The organism is Actinomyces vulturis, assembly GCF_001687305.1.
In the GTDB taxonomy this organism is placed as follows: domain Bacteria; phylum Actinomycetota; class Actinomycetes; order Actinomycetales; family Actinomycetaceae; genus Actinomyces; species Actinomyces vulturis.
In genome coordinates this window covers 12,859-29,488 of sequence record NZ_LZRK01000007.1, presented here as the reverse complement: position 1 = coordinate 29,488, position 16,630 = coordinate 12,859, and the positions used below count along the sequence as shown (strand labels likewise).

At 49.5% G+C, this 16,630-nt stretch carries 16 protein-coding genes; 15 read left to right on the top strand and 1 reads right to left on the bottom strand.

The window, feature by feature from the left end:
- Positions 1-3 precede the first annotated feature (3 nt).
- The 13 genes from A9753_RS08735 to A9753_RS08680 all read left to right on the top strand — a co-directional run bounded on the left by A9753_RS08735 (position 4) and on the right by A9753_RS08680 (position 14,441).
- Positions 4-366: a hypothetical protein gene (locus A9753_RS08735; RefSeq protein WP_067783507.1), complete on the top strand. Its 363-nt coding sequence runs from the start codon at positions 4-6 to the stop codon at positions 364-366.
- 29 nt (positions 367-395) lie between these two features.
- Entirely contained in the window at positions 396-542 is a 147-nt protein-coding gene (locus A9753_RS09860; RefSeq protein ID WP_176702778.1) for a hypothetical protein, read from the top strand.
- Positions 539-1,120, top strand: a complete 582-nt coding sequence (locus A9753_RS08730; RefSeq protein WP_067783504.1) for a nuclease-related domain-containing protein — start codon at positions 539-541, stop codon at positions 1,118-1,120. The genes A9753_RS09860 and A9753_RS08730 overlap by 4 nt, the downstream gene beginning before the upstream one ends.
- Positions 1,089-4,622, top strand: a complete 3,534-nt coding sequence (locus tag A9753_RS08725) for an FtsK/SpoIIIE domain-containing protein (protein WP_067783501.1) — start codon at positions 1,089-1,091, stop codon at positions 4,620-4,622. The genes A9753_RS08730 and A9753_RS08725 overlap by 32 nt, the downstream gene beginning before the upstream one ends.
- A 45-nt stretch (positions 4,623-4,667) precedes the next feature.
- A complete protein-coding gene (locus A9753_RS08720) occupies positions 4,668-4,982 on the top strand; it encodes a hypothetical protein (protein ID WP_067783498.1) in 315 nt (104 codons plus the stop codon).
- Between the two features lie 90 nt (positions 4,983-5,072).
- Positions 5,073-5,894 (top strand): hypothetical protein, encoded by an 822-nt coding sequence (locus A9753_RS08715; protein WP_067783495.1) that lies wholly within the window; start codon positions 5,073-5,075, stop codon positions 5,892-5,894.
- 42 nt (positions 5,895-5,936) lie between these two features.
- A complete protein-coding gene (locus tag A9753_RS08710; RefSeq protein ID WP_067783492.1) occupies positions 5,937-7,055 on the top strand; it encodes a hypothetical protein in 1,119 nt (372 codons plus the stop codon).
- Positions 7,052-7,447, top strand: coding sequence for a Panacea domain-containing protein (locus tag A9753_RS08705; RefSeq protein WP_067783489.1), 396 nt, complete (start codon positions 7,052-7,054; stop codon positions 7,445-7,447). The genes A9753_RS08710 and A9753_RS08705 overlap by 4 nt, the downstream gene beginning before the upstream one ends.
- 28 nt (positions 7,448-7,475) lie before the next feature.
- Positions 7,476-8,846 carry a UvrD-helicase domain-containing protein gene (locus tag A9753_RS08700; protein WP_067783486.1) on the top strand — a complete coding sequence of 457 codons (1,371 nt, stop codon included), beginning with the start codon at positions 7,476-7,478 and terminating at the stop codon, positions 8,844-8,846.
- A gap of 21 nt (positions 8,847-8,867) precedes the next feature.
- A complete protein-coding gene (gene dnaE, locus A9753_RS08695; RefSeq protein WP_067783483.1) occupies positions 8,868-12,692 on the top strand; it encodes a DNA polymerase III subunit alpha in 3,825 nt (1,274 codons plus the stop codon).
- 285 nt (positions 12,693-12,977) lie between these two features.
- Complete coding sequence (locus A9753_RS08690; protein ID WP_067783478.1) at positions 12,978-13,463, top strand: single-stranded DNA-binding protein; 486 nt, start codon at positions 12,978-12,980, stop codon at positions 13,461-13,463.
- Positions 13,464-13,563: 100 nt separating this feature from the next.
- Positions 13,564-14,019: a hypothetical protein gene (locus A9753_RS08685; RefSeq protein WP_067783475.1), complete on the top strand. Its 456-nt coding sequence runs from the start codon at positions 13,564-13,566 to the stop codon at positions 14,017-14,019.
- The gene (locus A9753_RS08680) at positions 14,016-14,441 is read left to right on the top strand and encodes a hypothetical protein (RefSeq protein ID WP_067783472.1); all 426 of its coding nucleotides are present in this window, start codon (positions 14,016-14,018) and stop codon (positions 14,439-14,441) included. Before A9753_RS08685 ends, A9753_RS08680 begins: the two co-directional genes overlap by 4 nt.
- Here the strand turns inward: A9753_RS08680 and A9753_RS08675 are convergent.
- Positions 14,425-15,375: an adenine-specific methyltransferase EcoRI family protein gene (locus A9753_RS08675; protein WP_067783470.1), complete on the bottom strand. Its 951-nt coding sequence runs from the start codon at positions 15,373-15,375 to the stop codon at positions 14,425-14,427. The genes A9753_RS08680 and A9753_RS08675 overlap by 17 nt on opposite strands.
- A gap of 94 nt (positions 15,376-15,469) precedes the next feature.
- Between A9753_RS08675 and A9753_RS08670 the strand changes: the two genes are divergently transcribed.
- Entirely contained in the window at positions 15,470-16,219 is a 750-nt protein-coding gene (locus A9753_RS08670) for a metal-dependent hydrolase (RefSeq protein ID WP_067783467.1), read from the top strand.
- A 24-nt stretch (positions 16,220-16,243) separates the two neighbouring features.
- The gene (locus A9753_RS08665; protein WP_067783464.1) at positions 16,244-16,621 is read left to right on the top strand and encodes a hypothetical protein; all 378 of its coding nucleotides are present in this window, start codon (positions 16,244-16,246) and stop codon (positions 16,619-16,621) included.
- Positions 16,622-16,630: the final 9 nt, after the last annotated feature.

The window sequence follows — 16,630 nt, the reverse complement described above, 5'->3', positions numbered from 1 at the left end:
TGCATGGATGACAAAATTCAGCGCACAATTTTTTGCACAGATAAACACAGAGTCAGTTTCGTTGTCTGTCTTGCCCGAGAATTGGGCTACATCGGCTTCGATACTAAAGACGGTATTGGTGTCCGTGGAGTCTTAGAGTTTCGCAAGAGGTTTTACCCGGTTCGTTTTATTCCTGGTGAATACTCTCTTGTTCATTCAACGAAAATGATCTGCGACTTCTATGAAGATCGCGTCATTGTTCGCCTCGCAGACTGCCACAACAACAAGACGGGTCTATTGACCTTGTGGATGTGCTCTGGACGATTCAATCAAATGATCCATTCTGGCAAACGTGGCCAGATTGTTGGAGCACTAGGAACGAACTGAGTAGGTATCAATCGCCCTAGTAGGGCGATATGAAAATCTTTCAAGAAGATGAGTCTCAACGCGAGCAAATGGACAAGTTTCTTGACTCTAACGATGGGTCAATTTTCATCGCTTTACTTGCTCTGGTTATTGCACTGTGTAGTGTTGGCTACTTCATTTGGCAGTTGTTCTCATGAGCATCTACGGCAGACCAGGAAGCAACCTGGATTCATTTGAAGGTCACGGCCAACTTGCCCGGAGCATTGGTGCAAGTGCAGAACGCGACACCGCAGCGATCATTGACGATCTTTCAGTAGAGCGCGAAAACGACATTCTTCATTCTGTGCCGATTGCAAGCGGCAAGGCAGACATCGATCACATCGTGGTTGGCTCTAAAGGTGTCTTTGTGATTGACACAAAAAAGTGGAAACCCGGTTGGTACTTTTCCATTGGCTCCAAATGTTTCCGTATTTGTTCAGGAAAAATCGAACGATTCAAAGCCGGTGAGTCTCATTCGTTAAGTCGCAGTATCGAATCAATGCGCACGAAAGAGATTCCGGTGAGAGGTAGCGCGGTAGTGGTGTGGCCATCAAATTCTCGCGGCAAGTGCCACACGTTGTTCATGCGCTATCCAGGCGGAATCAAAGTGATCAAACCTTCCGCACTGAAACCCCGTGTCAGTCGCACCGTAGGTAAGAAAAGCAATTACATCACCGTAGCAAGAATTAAGGTCTGGGCAAGTTATGGCAGCGAAAAAGCAACAACAAGCCGGTGACTCCACTCCAATCATCGCGGCAACTTTTGTGCTGTCCATGATTGGTTTTGGTTTTTTGGCGTACAAAAATCAACCAGCGTTTCTTTCACCACTGATCGGAATAATGATCTGCGGCATGTTGGCTCAGCCACCATTGCTCACAGGTAAAAATGGTGAAGCAGCAAACGACGATGAACGCAAAAAACTGTTGCAGTTTCAGCGGCAAAAAAAGTTGTCACAGGTGGTTCTACCTATCGGCTATAAGCCAACGGTGGCTCTCAGTGCAGCAGTCGGATTAGGCTTGATCGCCGCGTCACTATTATTTGTTGACCGCTATGGCATCGGTGATGTTTTTGCATATTCGGCAGTAGCTAACGGTTTAAGTGCCTTTCTCCTGGTGTCCTCTCTCGCTGCGATTTGGCGTTCAACCGCTTCGCTCGATGAACCATGCCCAGGAACAAGTTTGGTCTGGGCGGTCAAAAATAAACCGAAATTTGCTGCCATCGCTTTGCTCACTGGCGCACTGTGCGGTGGACCGGCATACCTTTTCTCACCTGCACACTATGTTGATAAGCCATTGTTTTTAGCCGTCGGCGTGTGTCTCATTGTTTTCTCTAGCGTTGTCTGGATTGCCTCGCGCAAAGAAGCGTTGCAGCCATGGAAAGACCGCGAACAAGCACGATCAGTGTGGCGCAGTCGTTGGCTGGGTGTTCCAAAAGAAGATCCAGCTCCGGTGTTGATAAACCACGAGACGTTAGATGACATTGTTATTGACACATTCCAGTGTCAGACTCAGCGGTTTTCACACGAATACTTGGACTACAAGCAAGCCGAAAAGATCGGCTACGCAGTGGGCGGTGGCAGCAAGGTTTATGTTCTGCCTGTCCCCAACATGGATGGAAGTAACCAACCACAAAAAGGCACGATCAATCCGAACCAGTTTCGCGTTGCCGTGTGTCCATCAAACTTTGACGTTGACATCACTGAAGAAGACGTTGATGAACACATGGTGGAGTTCATTTGTGAGCGACAAATGGCTCTGGCTCAAGAAGAATTCCATGCGCCATTGCGAACCGGCGTAAGTGGAGTAGAAAAACTCACCCAAGCGGGGCCTGCTGTGTGGGCAATTGATTTGAACGCTGGCTTAGGAGAGATTGAGCAAAGCACCATTGCCTTCGGCCAGTTTGGCGAAGTGCTCGTCATTGACCATCGCATTGTTGTCGGTGACTTCGACAATGCTGACTGGATCGATGATTCAATCGTTGAGCAAATTGATGTGCTTCGTCTGGAAGCCGAATGGAAGGCTCATTTTGGCGAGGTGTTAAAAATGGGGGCCACTCCCCCAGCCGCTCAGTTGGGATTCATCGACACTCAGTATGTTGGACGAACAAATACCGAGATCACCCGCATTCCTTTTGCGATCCCCCAAGGCATGAATGTAGAAGCCGACTTTCTTCCGCTTGGGCAACGCCTATCAACCACCATGCCAAGAGCACCGTTTCTTCATATTTTTGCTGTCCCTCCACATGAGGGCCGTGCAGAACCGGGTGAACGTAGTGACAAGTTTTTTGTTGTTGCCTACTCTGAAGACACTGTGCCAACAACGCCCAGTGCCATTGTCGAGTCAAAAAAGATCGGCGGCATGAGTGTTGTTGATAAGCGTAATGGTGCGACACTGGCCCTGGCTGGCATTGTGGATCGTGCTTTCAGAAGCATTTTCAAAGACCGTGGCGCGCCACAAGTTATTGACGCTCTCTCTATGGCTGAAGGCACTCCCGCCATTTGGAAGATTCGCTTACGTTTATATGGTGGTGTCTCCATGGGAGATCTGCGCGCAAAGTCAGATCGCCTGGCTGCTCTCATGCGCGCTGACTGGATTCGCATCAGCCAAGAAGATGCTCTCGCCATTATTTATGTCGGCGCACTACCTTCACAGGCCAATGTGAAAGACCGCTATAAGCGTCTAATTGCTGAACTGGATTTCGAACAAGCTTTTGTTGATGCCAAGGTGACAACACCGGCAGGTCTAGTGCCCAAAATGATTAATATGAAACCGTTGGAAGGCAACGACGCAGTTACCATCTACGACTTTGATCTTCCACCAGGCATTACTGATAGTGACGTAAGCGCTGTGCGCGCCAAGATTGCTGGTGCAACGGGTAACGGCTTCATTCAAATGATTAAACAGCCTAGCCCCAACCGTGTCCGACTCATGCTGAGTGTGAACAATCCTGTGCCGGAACGCGCCAGTTTCGACTTCGATAAATGCAAAGAAGTGATGCAGCCATTCTTCGATTCTGGGCGCGGAGACAAACTTCTTTCTCCATGGGGAACCGGCGTTGACGGCAAACCTGTCACCTGGAATTTTGGAGACACACCGCACGTCATCGTTCTGGGCGGTACGGGTACTGGTAAAACCGTCACCTTGCAGGCAGGCATGTTCGCACCACTGGTTGCAGGTTGGGACATTGTGGTGATTGACCCGTCTAAAGGTGGCGCAGACTTTACGAAGTTTGCCCCATGGCTTCGCGGAATTATCGGTACTGTCGAACATGCCGATGCCATGATGAAACTGATTTACTCCATTGTCAAAGAGCGCAAAAACCTTAACTCTCAGTATGGTGCTGCCAACATTGACGAATTACCTCCTGAGATTCGTCCCAACCACGTGTTGATCATTATCGACGAGTTCACATCCTTGATGTTGACCGAGCCGGTGGATCGAACCAAAACTTCTGATCCAGAGGTTCTGGCAGAGCGTGAATTGGTGGAGAAAACTAACGCCAACCGCGCTTCAATTGGTTCATCAACTGCCCGTATTGCTCGTGAAGCGCGTAGCGCTGGGGTCCACCTCATGCTGGGTACACAGGTTTTGAAAGCCGACACTATCGCCAAGATTCCCGGTGGAGATTTGAAAGCCAACCTGGGGCGCCTCTTGCTGGGCAAGACCACTCACGGCGAAATGATGAGTGGTCTAAAGCAGCCGGAATTGGCCCCCAACTTGTCTGTTTATCCCAAGGGACGTGGCATCTGGGAGTCGATGTCTGCATCTGCTGTTGAAATGCAGACGTGGTATGCCGATCAAGACACCTACGTTGAAGAGTTGGTAATGAACGGTGTGGATATTGTCGATGACTGGGATTACTCCATGTTCCTGCCTAAGAATGTTGCTTCTGTTTACTCCGAGGTTGAAGAAGTGACGTTGGATGCCATCGAACTTGACGATGACATTTTCAATGAGCCGTTGGACTTTGAGGATGATGACTTTTTCAATGAAGACATTGCGCCAGCAGAAGATACCGAGTTGAACCTGCCAATGCCTAAAAGTAGCGAGCCTGTTCAGTTTAAACCCATGGCTGCACCCGAACTGGTGATCGACAATGACGATTTCAACAATGTTGAACCACCGGTAATAGAGCACACTGAGCTTTCAGTTCCTACAACGCAAAGTCCGGCGCAGGTGTCTAATGAGTTTGTTGTCGATTTTGACTTCGATTGCGAACTGCGTAAAAAGCGTCGTTAGTTTGCGAAGGCCCGACCATTAATAGACATGGAAGGGAGCACGCACATGACAGACATCAATACAGTGACAAACACATTGAGCAACGTGTTTTCATTTGAACTCAATTGCAACACCATCGATCAGGCCGAGAGGACGCTTAGCAAATTCGTGGACCCTCAAACGGTCGATGAATACGTTGAGATGTTCAATGATGAATTAAGTTCACAGTGGCTTACACGAGAAGAATGGAATAAGCGGCTGAAGATTCACAGCGGCGATTTCTATCAGGAATACCTGAGTTCGTTTGACGGCACTGACGAACTGGCTCGAATTTGCGCTGATCTGAGAATCTGGCACAAGCACTTGTCATATCTCGAATGAAAAGAAAAAGGGGTGGCATAGTCCACCCCTTTTCTTATGTCCACATGTTTGCGGCGGTAGGAGAAAAACCGCCGAATAAAGGAAACAACCGTGGACTACACAATCTGTGTTTTGGAGTCAGAAAACACTACTTTGCTCGCTCCGCTTGTCACCAAAATGACAGCAGACCTGCCTTTTAGTGTTCTTCAATCTGGCGAACGTCATACGGCTTTTTGTCGTGCCAGTGGACTGAATTTTTCCCAGGTCGTTAGTCCCATTTGGGCTGGTAGCGCAGTCCCCTTATTTAACTCCAATCAGATCCACCGAATTTTGCCTAGCGACAAAACTATCGCTGGGCATCCTTTGCTTTGGCTGAACCCCGAACTAGCGGCTCCCTATGACCTGATCGTTGACGGCGATATTCATACAGAAAATCAAGATCTGTGGGTCACACGAATTCTGTTGGAAGCGGCAAACAACGACTGGTATGACCCGATTTCTGGCAAGTGGATTGACGTTCTGGCACTTAACAACATTGAACTGCCAGAACTTGAAGCATGGTTCGACGGGGCTACAAACACCAAGATCGAAGACCTCTGTGCCCCCTGGATTAAAGACGAAGAAATTATCGATGCAGCACAAGAACTGCTGCCCTATCTCTATTCATCTTCACGCTGCGTAGCCGCATGGGAAATCGGGCAAATCCTAGTTGCCGACCCCAGTCCAGAAATGGTTGCCACCGCCGCGCAAGAAGCGCAGTGCATTCAGCTCGTTAATGGCCAGTTACAACCATGGCCGCTTATTGAACAACTGCAAAAAGAGCCAACGAATAACGCAGTTGTTCAAGAGGTCATAAAGCAACTCCAAGAGATTTATCACGACAACTTGGAGTCAGTTGACATCTTAGGCAACCTTTTCGCCCCAAAAAACTGATTTTCGCACTAAAAGCGACGTTCTCCGACTATGGAACAAAGCATGAATAACACCAATGTAATTTTCGGGCAAAAGCCAGTTGAAGTGAAGAATCGGATCGACTCATATTTGCGTCAGTTGGCAAATGATCCATTCGTGAGCCAAGACGATTTCATCGATCAACAGAAAAAGATTCTTCCTCAGACGGGAATTGCTCACGACATTGCCGGAAGAATCATGTTGAAGAATCAATCACGCAATTGGAGCGCAGACGATATTGAGCAAAATGTTGCCGTCATTCTTCTGCGCGCCATAGGCAGAGGAAAATTCGACAGGCAGCGTTTAGGGCAAGGTGCTTCATTCTGTGGTGCTTTACGTCAATACGCATGGGCGAGCAGGACCGACGCTTATCCCAAGACTGACAAAAAGAACCCGGTGGCATTAGACGATTTATACATCGAAATCGCTGAGCCAGTCCAAGACTTCGACCACCTGGATCTGAGCGATGAAGATATTAAAGAGTCGATGAGCCAACTGGCAAGAAAACGCGGAATTGGACGACTACTGTCCACTGACAAGATTTTGAGCGTTCACTACGGCCTGCCAACCTTCATTAAGCCTGACGATCCGATTCTTTGCCTGCGTTTATATCAGAAGGTTGAAGAAGACTCTCAACTGGTAAAAACCGCCCTCAAGGCGTTCATGTGTCGAATCGACGGTTATCCGTTTGATGAAGCCTTCATTGGCATCGACGAAGACTTGTTAGCGGTGTTTGACTCCACAACTCCCTATGAACGGCAAAAACTTCTCGCCATTCCCGAAATTGTCTTGCACTTGCATTATCTTGCCACGCTTTCTTTGCGTCAACGCCCCAATGAAACATTGCGCCGCCGACACCGCCGAGCAGTCGAGATTGTTCTGCCAAGTGCTAGTAGTAATTTGATTGATCGCATCTGTTCGACGTTTTGGGATGCCGAGACGGAATCTGTTTCGGCGCACTGCACTAAACTCAGTAAAGAAACAATCGATCAACGACGAAGCGATGCAGCAGCAAACGCCACTTTTTTTATCTCAACTTTGCAAGAAGCTCTAGCAAGCCCTGGGCAAGCGATCGGATCTGACGTTCAAAGTGCACGAGCGTTTTTGATGCAGACCTGGGCGAATTTGGAGGCAAACCAATGAGCAGTGTTTTTGACGTTGCTGACGAGATTGCTCACCGCTTCGAGTTTGGCGTTCCGGTGGCAAAACTTAATCGCCTGCTGTTTTTGTGTCAGGCGTACAGCATTAGCAGACTTGAACGCCCCATGTTCGATGAGCCACTAGAAAAATGGCGTAATGGCCCTGTCAGTCGTGACATCAATGACTGGGCAACGGCTCATGACGTGATTTCCGTGCGAGAGGTGGATCGTGGAAGCAAAAGTAATCTTGCTCCGGAAGATTTGGCGATCATCGACCATGTTGTTTCACGCTATGGCGCGCTTTCGTCGATGCAAATAAGTGACATCATCTACGTGCGCGCGGCGAAACCGCCGGTTTTAAGTCAGCAAGACATTAAAGACTTTTTCCTTCACTGACTTTGGTTTTTACGACCATAAGTACAGTATGCCGACTTTGACTGACCAACAGCGCGCCGTTGTTGATGCTTTTGCTTGCTCAGACCTGCAAAGCGTCAACGCTGGTGCAGGCACGGGGAAAACCACTGTGCTGCGCGCTTGCGTGAAAAGTCAGCCCCATCTTCGCGGCCTGTACATCACCTACTCATCCGACTTGGCTCAAAGTGCACGTAGCGATTTTGCCGGTGACGGCACTCTAGGGAAAAACATCGACGTGAAAACTGCTCACGCTTTGGCGTGGAAACACACTGCCGAGCCTTTCCGTCAACGGGTGAAAACTTTTGTGCCCTACCAGCGGGTCGCTAAGCACATGGGTTTAAAAACCATTGAAACTGAACATGGAGTCTTCTACACCAGCGATTTGATGCGCCTGATTCATGACGGTGTGAAAATGCGCCGCCTGGGGGTCGGCTCCACTAGGCAAGTTCTGTGCGAACACGGCTTAGAAGAACATTTAGACCGTCTACTTTACGTAGCCGATGCCTGGAATGAAGATTTAGACAACCCCAAAGGAGTCTTCCCATACACGCATGATGACTACCTGGTGTCTTTTGTGCGCACCGGGATGGACCTTGGCTATGACTACCTCATGCTCGACGAAGCACAGGACGCTGATCGAGCTATCGCCACCTTTTTTGAGCGGCAAGACTGCCCAAAAATCAGTGTGGGAGACAAGTATCAGACCATTTACGCATGGCGCGGAACCGTATCCATGTTCAATGACGACTGTGCCTGTCTGGACCTGACCTACTCATGGCGTTTTGGTCCAGAGATCGCATCGGTAGCAAACACCGTTTTGTCCCGTCTTGGTGATATGCGCCTAAGTGGCTGCGCTAGTCAGTCGTCAATAACAAATCACGGGAACATTGATCGCGGAGCAGTGCTGTGCCGAACAAATGAGCAAGTTGTTAGCGAAGCCCTAGAGTGCTCACGCTCATATCGCAGTTTTCATATTGTGGACAAAAACGGCGAAACAACCAGTTCGATTATGGACGTGTTTCGTTTGCGCGCGGGTAAGCGGCCTAAATCCGTTCTCATGCGGCATATCAAGTCCTATGAAGACCTGGAAAAAATCGTAGAAACCGATAACGAGCGGATCTGTACTGCATACCGCATCGCACGCCGATACGGAGAACATGCCATCAGCAAACTGATTGCGAACCAGTGCCCACCAGAACAGGCGGAGGTCATCTTTTCTACAGCGCACCGCGCAAAAGGGAAAGAGTTCGATCATGTTCTGCTCGGCAAAGACTTTAGAACGCCCATTGATGAGATGAGCGAAGAAGAACTCATGTTGCTTTATGTGGCGGTCAGCAGGGCAAAAAAGAGCCTTGATCTTGGCAACGCCAAATGTTTTTAACAATTTTAAGGAGAAAAACACATGTCTTTTACACCATTACACATCCACACTGACGCTTCACTGCTGGACGGAATCGGGCACGCCGAACATTACGCAGCAAGGGCTAAAGAACTGGGACTGTCAGCCATGTCAATCACTGACCATGGCTCTCTTGGTGGCGTTCCAGACATGATTGCCGCCTGCAAAAAGCACGGACTCAAGCCAATCTTGGGCATTGAAGCCTATCTGGCTATTGGTTCGCGCTTTGAACACAACGCCAAAGAAGCCAGCGGAATTGGTGATGAAGGCGAGAAGATCAAGCGATATGAACACATCACGCTTCTTGCTTCAAACAAACAAGGCTGGCGCAATTTAGTGCGTATGCACAATGAGTCCTGGCGAACCGTCTGGGGTGGCAAACCACGTTTCGACTATGAACTCATGGAGCAATATAGCGAAGGCATTATTTGCCTGACTGGATGCTTGGCAGGTCCGATTCTTGGCCCCATGGTCCGTGGCAACACCACCGAAGCCCAGTCCAATCTTGATCGCCTCATTGGTATCTATGGGGCTGACAACGTGTTCGTAGAAATCATGGAACACGGCATTGAGCAGGAAAGCGCGGTACTTCCAGCCGTGGCTGAACTCGCAGACAAGAACGGCGTAAAAACTGTTGCCACCTGCGACTGTCACTACGTTGAAGAAAATCAAGCACTGGCGCACGAAGCGTGGCTTGCAAAACAGCGTAAAACCACGCTATCGAACCCGAATCGCTGGACGTTCAACGGTTGCGGCTATCACTTGATGAGTGAGCAACAAATGCGCCAGCTTCGCAGCGAACCATTCTGGCAAGAAGCGGTATCTAACACCTATCTGGTTGAGCAGAAAATTGATGCCGATGTCATGCCAGATTTCGCTATGCGTATCCCCCACCCTCCCATTCCTGAGCAATACTCAAACGAACTGGATTGGGTTGTTGACTGGGTACGCCGTGGAGCAATTGAGCGCTATGGAGATCCGTTGCCTGCAAAGGTGCGAGAAAAACTGAACCTGGAACTGAGTGTTTTCCGCCGACTGGACATGGTTGGCTATGGACTCTTAGTGGGCGAGATGATCGACTGGGCTAAAAGGCAGAAGATTCTCGTAGGCCCTGGGCGTGGTAGTGCAGCAGGATCGGTAATGCTGTATTGCATGGGTATCACTGACGTTGACCCTATTGAGTCTGACACGCTGTTTGAACGGTTTTTAGACCCTGAACGTGCAGGTATGCCTGACGTTGACACCGACTTTGAACGTGGTAGGCGCGAAGAAGTCTACCGTCACGAAGTCGAGATTCTGGGTGAAGAATATGTGGCACGACTGGGGACCGTGGGCTATTCAAAGACAAAAGCTAGTCTGAAAAATGCTGCGACTCAGTTGATGATCTCGCCCAGTTGGGTTAACACGTTGACCTCGAAAATTCCGGGCGTAGGTGACACTATTCCTGACATTGAGACACTAATGACTCAAGATGTGGGCCAACAGTTCCGCACGTTCTTGGCTACCGCTCCGCAAAAGATTGATGTCGAACAATTCATCACCTTGGCGAAATCTTTTGAGGGAACCGCCTCCAATGTTTCTATCCATGCGTGTGGAGTGATTGTTTCCAATGAAAGCCTGATTGACCTTGTGCCCATGCGCATTGATGAACAAACATCAGACTGGGTGACATGCTGGGACGGCGGAGCATGTGAAGCGATGGGTCTAGTCAAACTCGACCTTCTGGGTTTACGTACCTTAGATCAGATCCGCGTGGCTTGTGACATGGTAGGGATAGACCCGCAAGACATCCCGCGCGGCAAAGACGTGCCAGTAGACGATTCTGTGTGGGATCTGCTTATGGCAGCAGACACCACCAGTGTCTTCCAGTTATCTTCTGGTGGAATCAAAGAATTGTGCGCCAGACTAGCCCCGCGCAACGAAAACGACATTACGGCTCTTGGCGCTCTCTATCGTCCAGGACCTATGGGGGCTGGCCAGCACACGGACTATGCAGATCGTCGAAACGACCGCTCCCCCGTTGTGTACTCCAACTGGACACAAGATGAAAAAGAGATTGCTGCCCTAGAAACAGTTTTGTCTGACACCTATGGCCTGATCGTTTACCAGGAGCAGGTCATGAGGCTTGGTGGCATTGTCGGCGGCTTCACTGCGTCAAAAACTAATGCTCTGCGTAAAGCCATGAGTAAAAAGAAGAAGGACGTTATCGACGAACTGGGTAAAGAGTTTGTTGTTGGCGCGCCAAAAGATGTTGACGACTCAGGTAATCCGAAGACAGTGTTCAGTACCGAGACGGCAAAACGGCTATGGGGTTCTATTGAGTCGTGTGGTTCGTATCTGTTCAACAAGTGTCTGGGCGCAGATACGCTGATCAACCTGGGCATCCATGGCCAAAGGCCAATTGGGCAACTATACGACGCACTCTACGGCGATACAGACCACGGCGAAGAAATGTGCCGTGCGTGTGGCAAGCGTCAGACAAGAGTCAAAATCTGCTCTCACTGCCGCCGTCTACGTCGTGAACTACCCACCATGATGATTCCTGCTTACGACAAGCGCAGTGGAAAAATCGAATACCAACACATTGTGTGCATTCATGACAACGGCTTTGCGCCAGTGATCCGCGTGTCTTTAGCCAACGGAACAAGCGTCACTTGCACAGCAAACCACCGCTGGATGGATGACAGTGAAACTTTCGTCTGGGCCTGCAATTTGATTCCAGGTGAGAGCCGCGTCTTGTTTTACGGCGGGTTTGGTATTGAAAACATTCTGGTCAGCAATGTTGAGCACGTTGGCATGGAGCGAGTGTTTGACGTGGAGATGGAAGCCGGTAGCGCACATACGTTCTTTGCTAACAACATGGTCAGCCACAACTCTCACGCCGTGGCGTATGGGCGTACAACGTTCACAACGGCATGGCTCAAAGCCCACTACCCTGCCGCCTTTGGTGCAGCCACACTGGCTGTTACTGACAAAACAAGCGGCGAAGACCGTCGAAGCGGTGCACTGGCCTGGATTGCCGATCATGGCATCACTATCAGCGCACCAAACGTCAACACTGCTGCATTGACCACACAAACAATCAGTGACCATGAGATTGTGATCGGTCTTGGTGAAGTGAAGTCGGTAGGCAATGCAGCCGCAGCCATTATTGCCGCGCGTCCAGAAGACGGTTACACCAGCATTAGTGATCTTGTTTCGCGCACCAAAAATGCTGGTCAGACACTCAACTCTGCCGCATTAGAGGCTCTGGCAAAATCTGGCGCACTCGACGATTTTGGTCCACGTGCCGGTCTGGTGCTGGCTATTCGCTCATTGGCTAAAGGCTATGACGTGGTTATCCCCCAGGTGGAATACCAGCCACAACTCAAAGACATTGTTCAACGTCAGGTTCTTGGCATGTCTACCGACAACACTTTGACTACTCAAGGCCACCAATACGTTGAAAACTCAGATGTCGTGTTCCTATCCGACATTGATGCCTACGGCAATGGTGATTTTGTCAGCGTCTATGGACAGATCGACTCTACTTCAGACAAGCGCGGTGAAACTTGGCGGCTTCGCACTATTGATCTTGTGGATGGTGAAAACCGTCTTGAGGTTGCTTGCTGGAATGAGGTTTGTGACAGCGCAGCGGATCTCTTGGAAGGTCAGTTGGTGGTGGCCACCGGAATGCTCAAACTTCGTGACACAGGCGATGAGGTAAAAATGCTGTCACTGTCTGCTCGCAGCGTTATTGCTGTTGATATGCCGGTCGGCATTACTCGCCCAGAACTTGATGAAGGTGTCATGGAAGCGCTGACGCACTTGACCGGTTGGGCTGGCTGATTGTTGGTTTCCTGGTGACACCGTTGGATTTCAGTTCTGTAGGCCCTGGTCTATACCTGAGAGCCAATAACCTCTAGCAATCTCACTGTGGGTGGGAGCATCACCCCCGTCAGACGTTGTTCTGGTGGGGGTAAGCAAATTCTTGGGCAAAAACAAGCAGTCGATGATTTGTCCTCCTAGTAGATGGGTGATTGCGCACAAAGTGTTCGTGATCAAAAACTTTCCGACCATATATGTCGGTGAGGGGCAGAAACACTGCCACTGTCAACAAGGAGGACAACCACAATGTCTAACGCAACAATCATCGGCAACCTGACCGCCGACCCCGTTTACAAGCAGTCCAGCGGTGGCAAGGGCTACGCCCTGTTCACCATTGCCGAGAACATTGGCAAGGACGAGAACGCTCGCGCCAACTTCCACAACGCCATCGTTTGGGACGGCCCCATCGGTCTTGCCAAGAACGTTTGCGAAACTCTCAAGAAGGGCAATCGCGTTATTGCCACCGGCTCTTTGCAGACCTACAACAAGGCGGTCAATCTCGCCAAGGACGATGGCAGCACTGAGGAAGTGAACCAGACTCTCACTCAGCTCAACGTCTACAACATCGGTCCTGATCTGGCCTTCCAGAAGGTTCAGGTTGCCAAGCGACCCAAGGCAACGAATGACGACTTTGATCCCGTGGCTTCGGGTGCGATTGATGAGCCTGCTGCTTCAAAGAAGAAGAAGTCTACTGCCAAGCAGCCCCAGAACATGAGTGAAGAAGTTTTCTGATCTCAAAAAACGTCTCAACCCCCTGCCTTGTTGATTGATAGTGCTCTCGTCAACACGAGGCAGGGGTTTGGGCCTTCATTCAAAAGGAATGGCAAAACAGATGAAAAACAATCCACTGATTCGTAGCCGGAAAAGCCAATTGCGTCGAAACCGCCTGGCTTTCATTTTCGTTGGATTGATTCTTATCGGTGCTATTCCATTGCTGACGTTTGGATCTGTTGCCCTCTTGAGCAACATCTCATGGCCACACGACGAGCCAACGAGCCAGCCTGTAATTGAAGAAACCGTTCAGCCGACTGTTGAGCCTTCTTCTGAAGAATCTCCGGCTCTTGCCGAAAAGACTCTCGCCTACAAATGCGATGAACAATGCACTGTCACCGTGAAGGCAAAAGGGAAATCTAACGTCGAGATTGTTGCCACCACAACAGGTGAACTGACCAACTCCACTCCTGGTGAAAACAAAGAGGGTGAAGCAACACTGACGCTTGAAGGCAAAGGGATTTTTGAGTTCACCGCCACCGCTGATGAATGGGTGGAGATCGAGCGTGTCAAGTGAGTGATGCGATCCACCTGGCCAACAACGTCATTTTTCGCCTCATGTTGGCAGGCCAAAATGTCAAGCCGATGCAGCTGCAACGACTCATGTTTTTGGTTGTGTGTCGATACCACGAAAAAACCGCAACCGATCTGATTAGTGAACTTTTCGTTGCCTCCGCTCGTGGCCCTGTGCTTGTGACAGTCAACCGTGCAGCAGCACCTTTCATCAACAAGACGATCCGAGATTTTCTCCCCGATCTTGATGGACAAGTGCTCAGCATGAACGAAGACGTTGCCCTGTCGTATGCGATTGAAGAAGTGGTGAAAACATACGGCAAAATGCCGCGCAAACAACTGGTGGAAGTGTTCAACACTGTTGAAAACAGTTGGAAAACCACCGAAGAAAACGAAGCGATTATCTTCCCTAGTTTTTCCTTCTGATCAGCAGACGCACATAAGGCGCGTATGCGGCGGTCGTCAGATCTTTACCGTCATCGCCGTATCTGAAGCCCACGATCTCAAACTGCTCAGGATTGTGTTTGAACAGAAACGAGATTGGTACGCCCATGATTCCGTCAAAGTCGCTGGGAATTGAGTCGCTAAAGGGTACGTCTATTCCGTCGAAGTTTAGATAACGTGGGAAGCCATGTTCAACGATTTTCTTGTGTCTAGTGTTTGTCAAAATGTCAGCCATTGGTTGAGTTTTAACAAACCGGCTGTAGCGGTCATACTCCATGTTTGTTAGCCAGCATGTATTTCCCAAAACGGTGTAATGAAGTCCGTCCTGAGCGCGATAGCCTCGACGCTGACAATATCGGGCGTGTGAAGGTTTCACTTCTGTTGACAGTGGGGTGGCAAAAATAACCTGGCTGTCATTGGTTGCCCCCATCCAGATTTTTCCTTGCAAAATGAGCGGGTTTACGTCTTTGTAGCCGATGGTGTTCATGTTGGACATGAGCAAAAACTTCTTTTCACCCACCCATGGCAAGAACTCTCTGAACATGGAAAAAGGCGGGTTCGTCACGATCATGTCGCACTGTTGAGCAATCGCGGTGACTTCGTGGCTAAGAAAACTGCCATTGCCTTTGAGCAGATCACACGTTGTTTTGTTCGCGGTTTTAACAAACATTTTCCCGCGCTCACCAAAACATGTGGCAGTTAACGACTGAAGATTGAAACGCTCAAAATTGTCAGAAAAATAGGCAACAAACTGACTTTTCTCCCAGTCATCACACGGCAAAAGTAACCGATGGCCTGCAAAAACATTGGGGTTGTAGGAGTAGTAGTGTTCCACCTCGTTTTCGATGCATTGGTAGGTGGTGTAGAACTCGTCGTTCCTGTTTTTCTTTGCTCGATGAAGAGAATTGTTAGCCATTGAGTCCTGCCTTAGAAGGTCGTTAACGACCTACTAGGGCAAGAACTCCCTAGTAGTTGGCATATCAGCCACCTACTGAGGAGCTTTAACAATCATGATGGGTCGCAGCCACGCTTTGAGTGGTACAGCAATCGGTTTCGCAGCATTTTCACCAGTGGTTTTGCCCCACCCGGCCATTGGTCCACTGCCAGCCGGTGAGTTGAAACTTGGTGCACATCTGGGCGATATGAGCGCGCCCTACATTTTCTTGATGTGTCTGATTTTGTCTGTCATGGCATTGTGGCCTGATATTGACACAAGTAAGTCTTTGGCAACCAATTCGATCCCACCGTTAACCAATTGGATACACAAACTGGTTGCTCCATTTGGCCACCGTAAACTGACTCACGTTCCATTAGGCTTTGCCATTTTCGCGTCTTTAGTGTTTCTCGCAGCATCATGGACCGCCGAAGTTGGTGGCGTTCTGATCCGCCCAGGCAACGGCATTGTCACCGCACTGTGCGTGGCCATGCTTGCACGTGCTGTTGGGGTGAAATCGAAGAGGTACGTAATTATTTATCCGTTGGCCCTCTTTGGATTCATTTTTGGGGCCATGCTTCCTGCCACAGCAATGTGGTTCATGCCAGCAGCAGTCTTTTTTGGCATGTGGATTCACCGTCTCGGTGATTTCATCACCACCGATCATGTGCCACCTGTGACATGGCCGCTGTTTGGAAACAAGAAGGTTGGCTTCGCCATTTTGGGTAATGCCGGTTCTACACGTGAACATGTTCTGTTTGCGCTCATGGCAATCTACTCCATGTACTGCGTTTTCTGGCTGTTGTTTGCTGCTATTCCAGGCTGACATTTTTACGACCATAGATCATTTATGTGTCAGACACCTTTAACTATTTGCGCCAACATTTTTAACTCCACCAACAGCGACGTTACTGATTTTGTTGATCAGTACAACGTGCGACCCGCGCATAAAACTGTCGCGCTGCGCGCCAACTTCAAGCCCTACAACGGAGGAAAAGAACGTGAAAACGTCGAAAACGTCTTCATCGTTATCTCCGATGAACACGATATGGGCAGCGGATATACGGTGCGAGCGCACTCCGTAAAATTCGATGTGTTGGTCAAGAATTTGGCTGAACAAGAAGTGAGTGACGCGCTACAGGCGATCACTTTTGACGGGCCAGAGATTGTTGACCCTCATTCGTCTTTTACCCACCGTTGCGAAGCGTTTGAAGTTTGTCATTTTTAGACGTGCGTT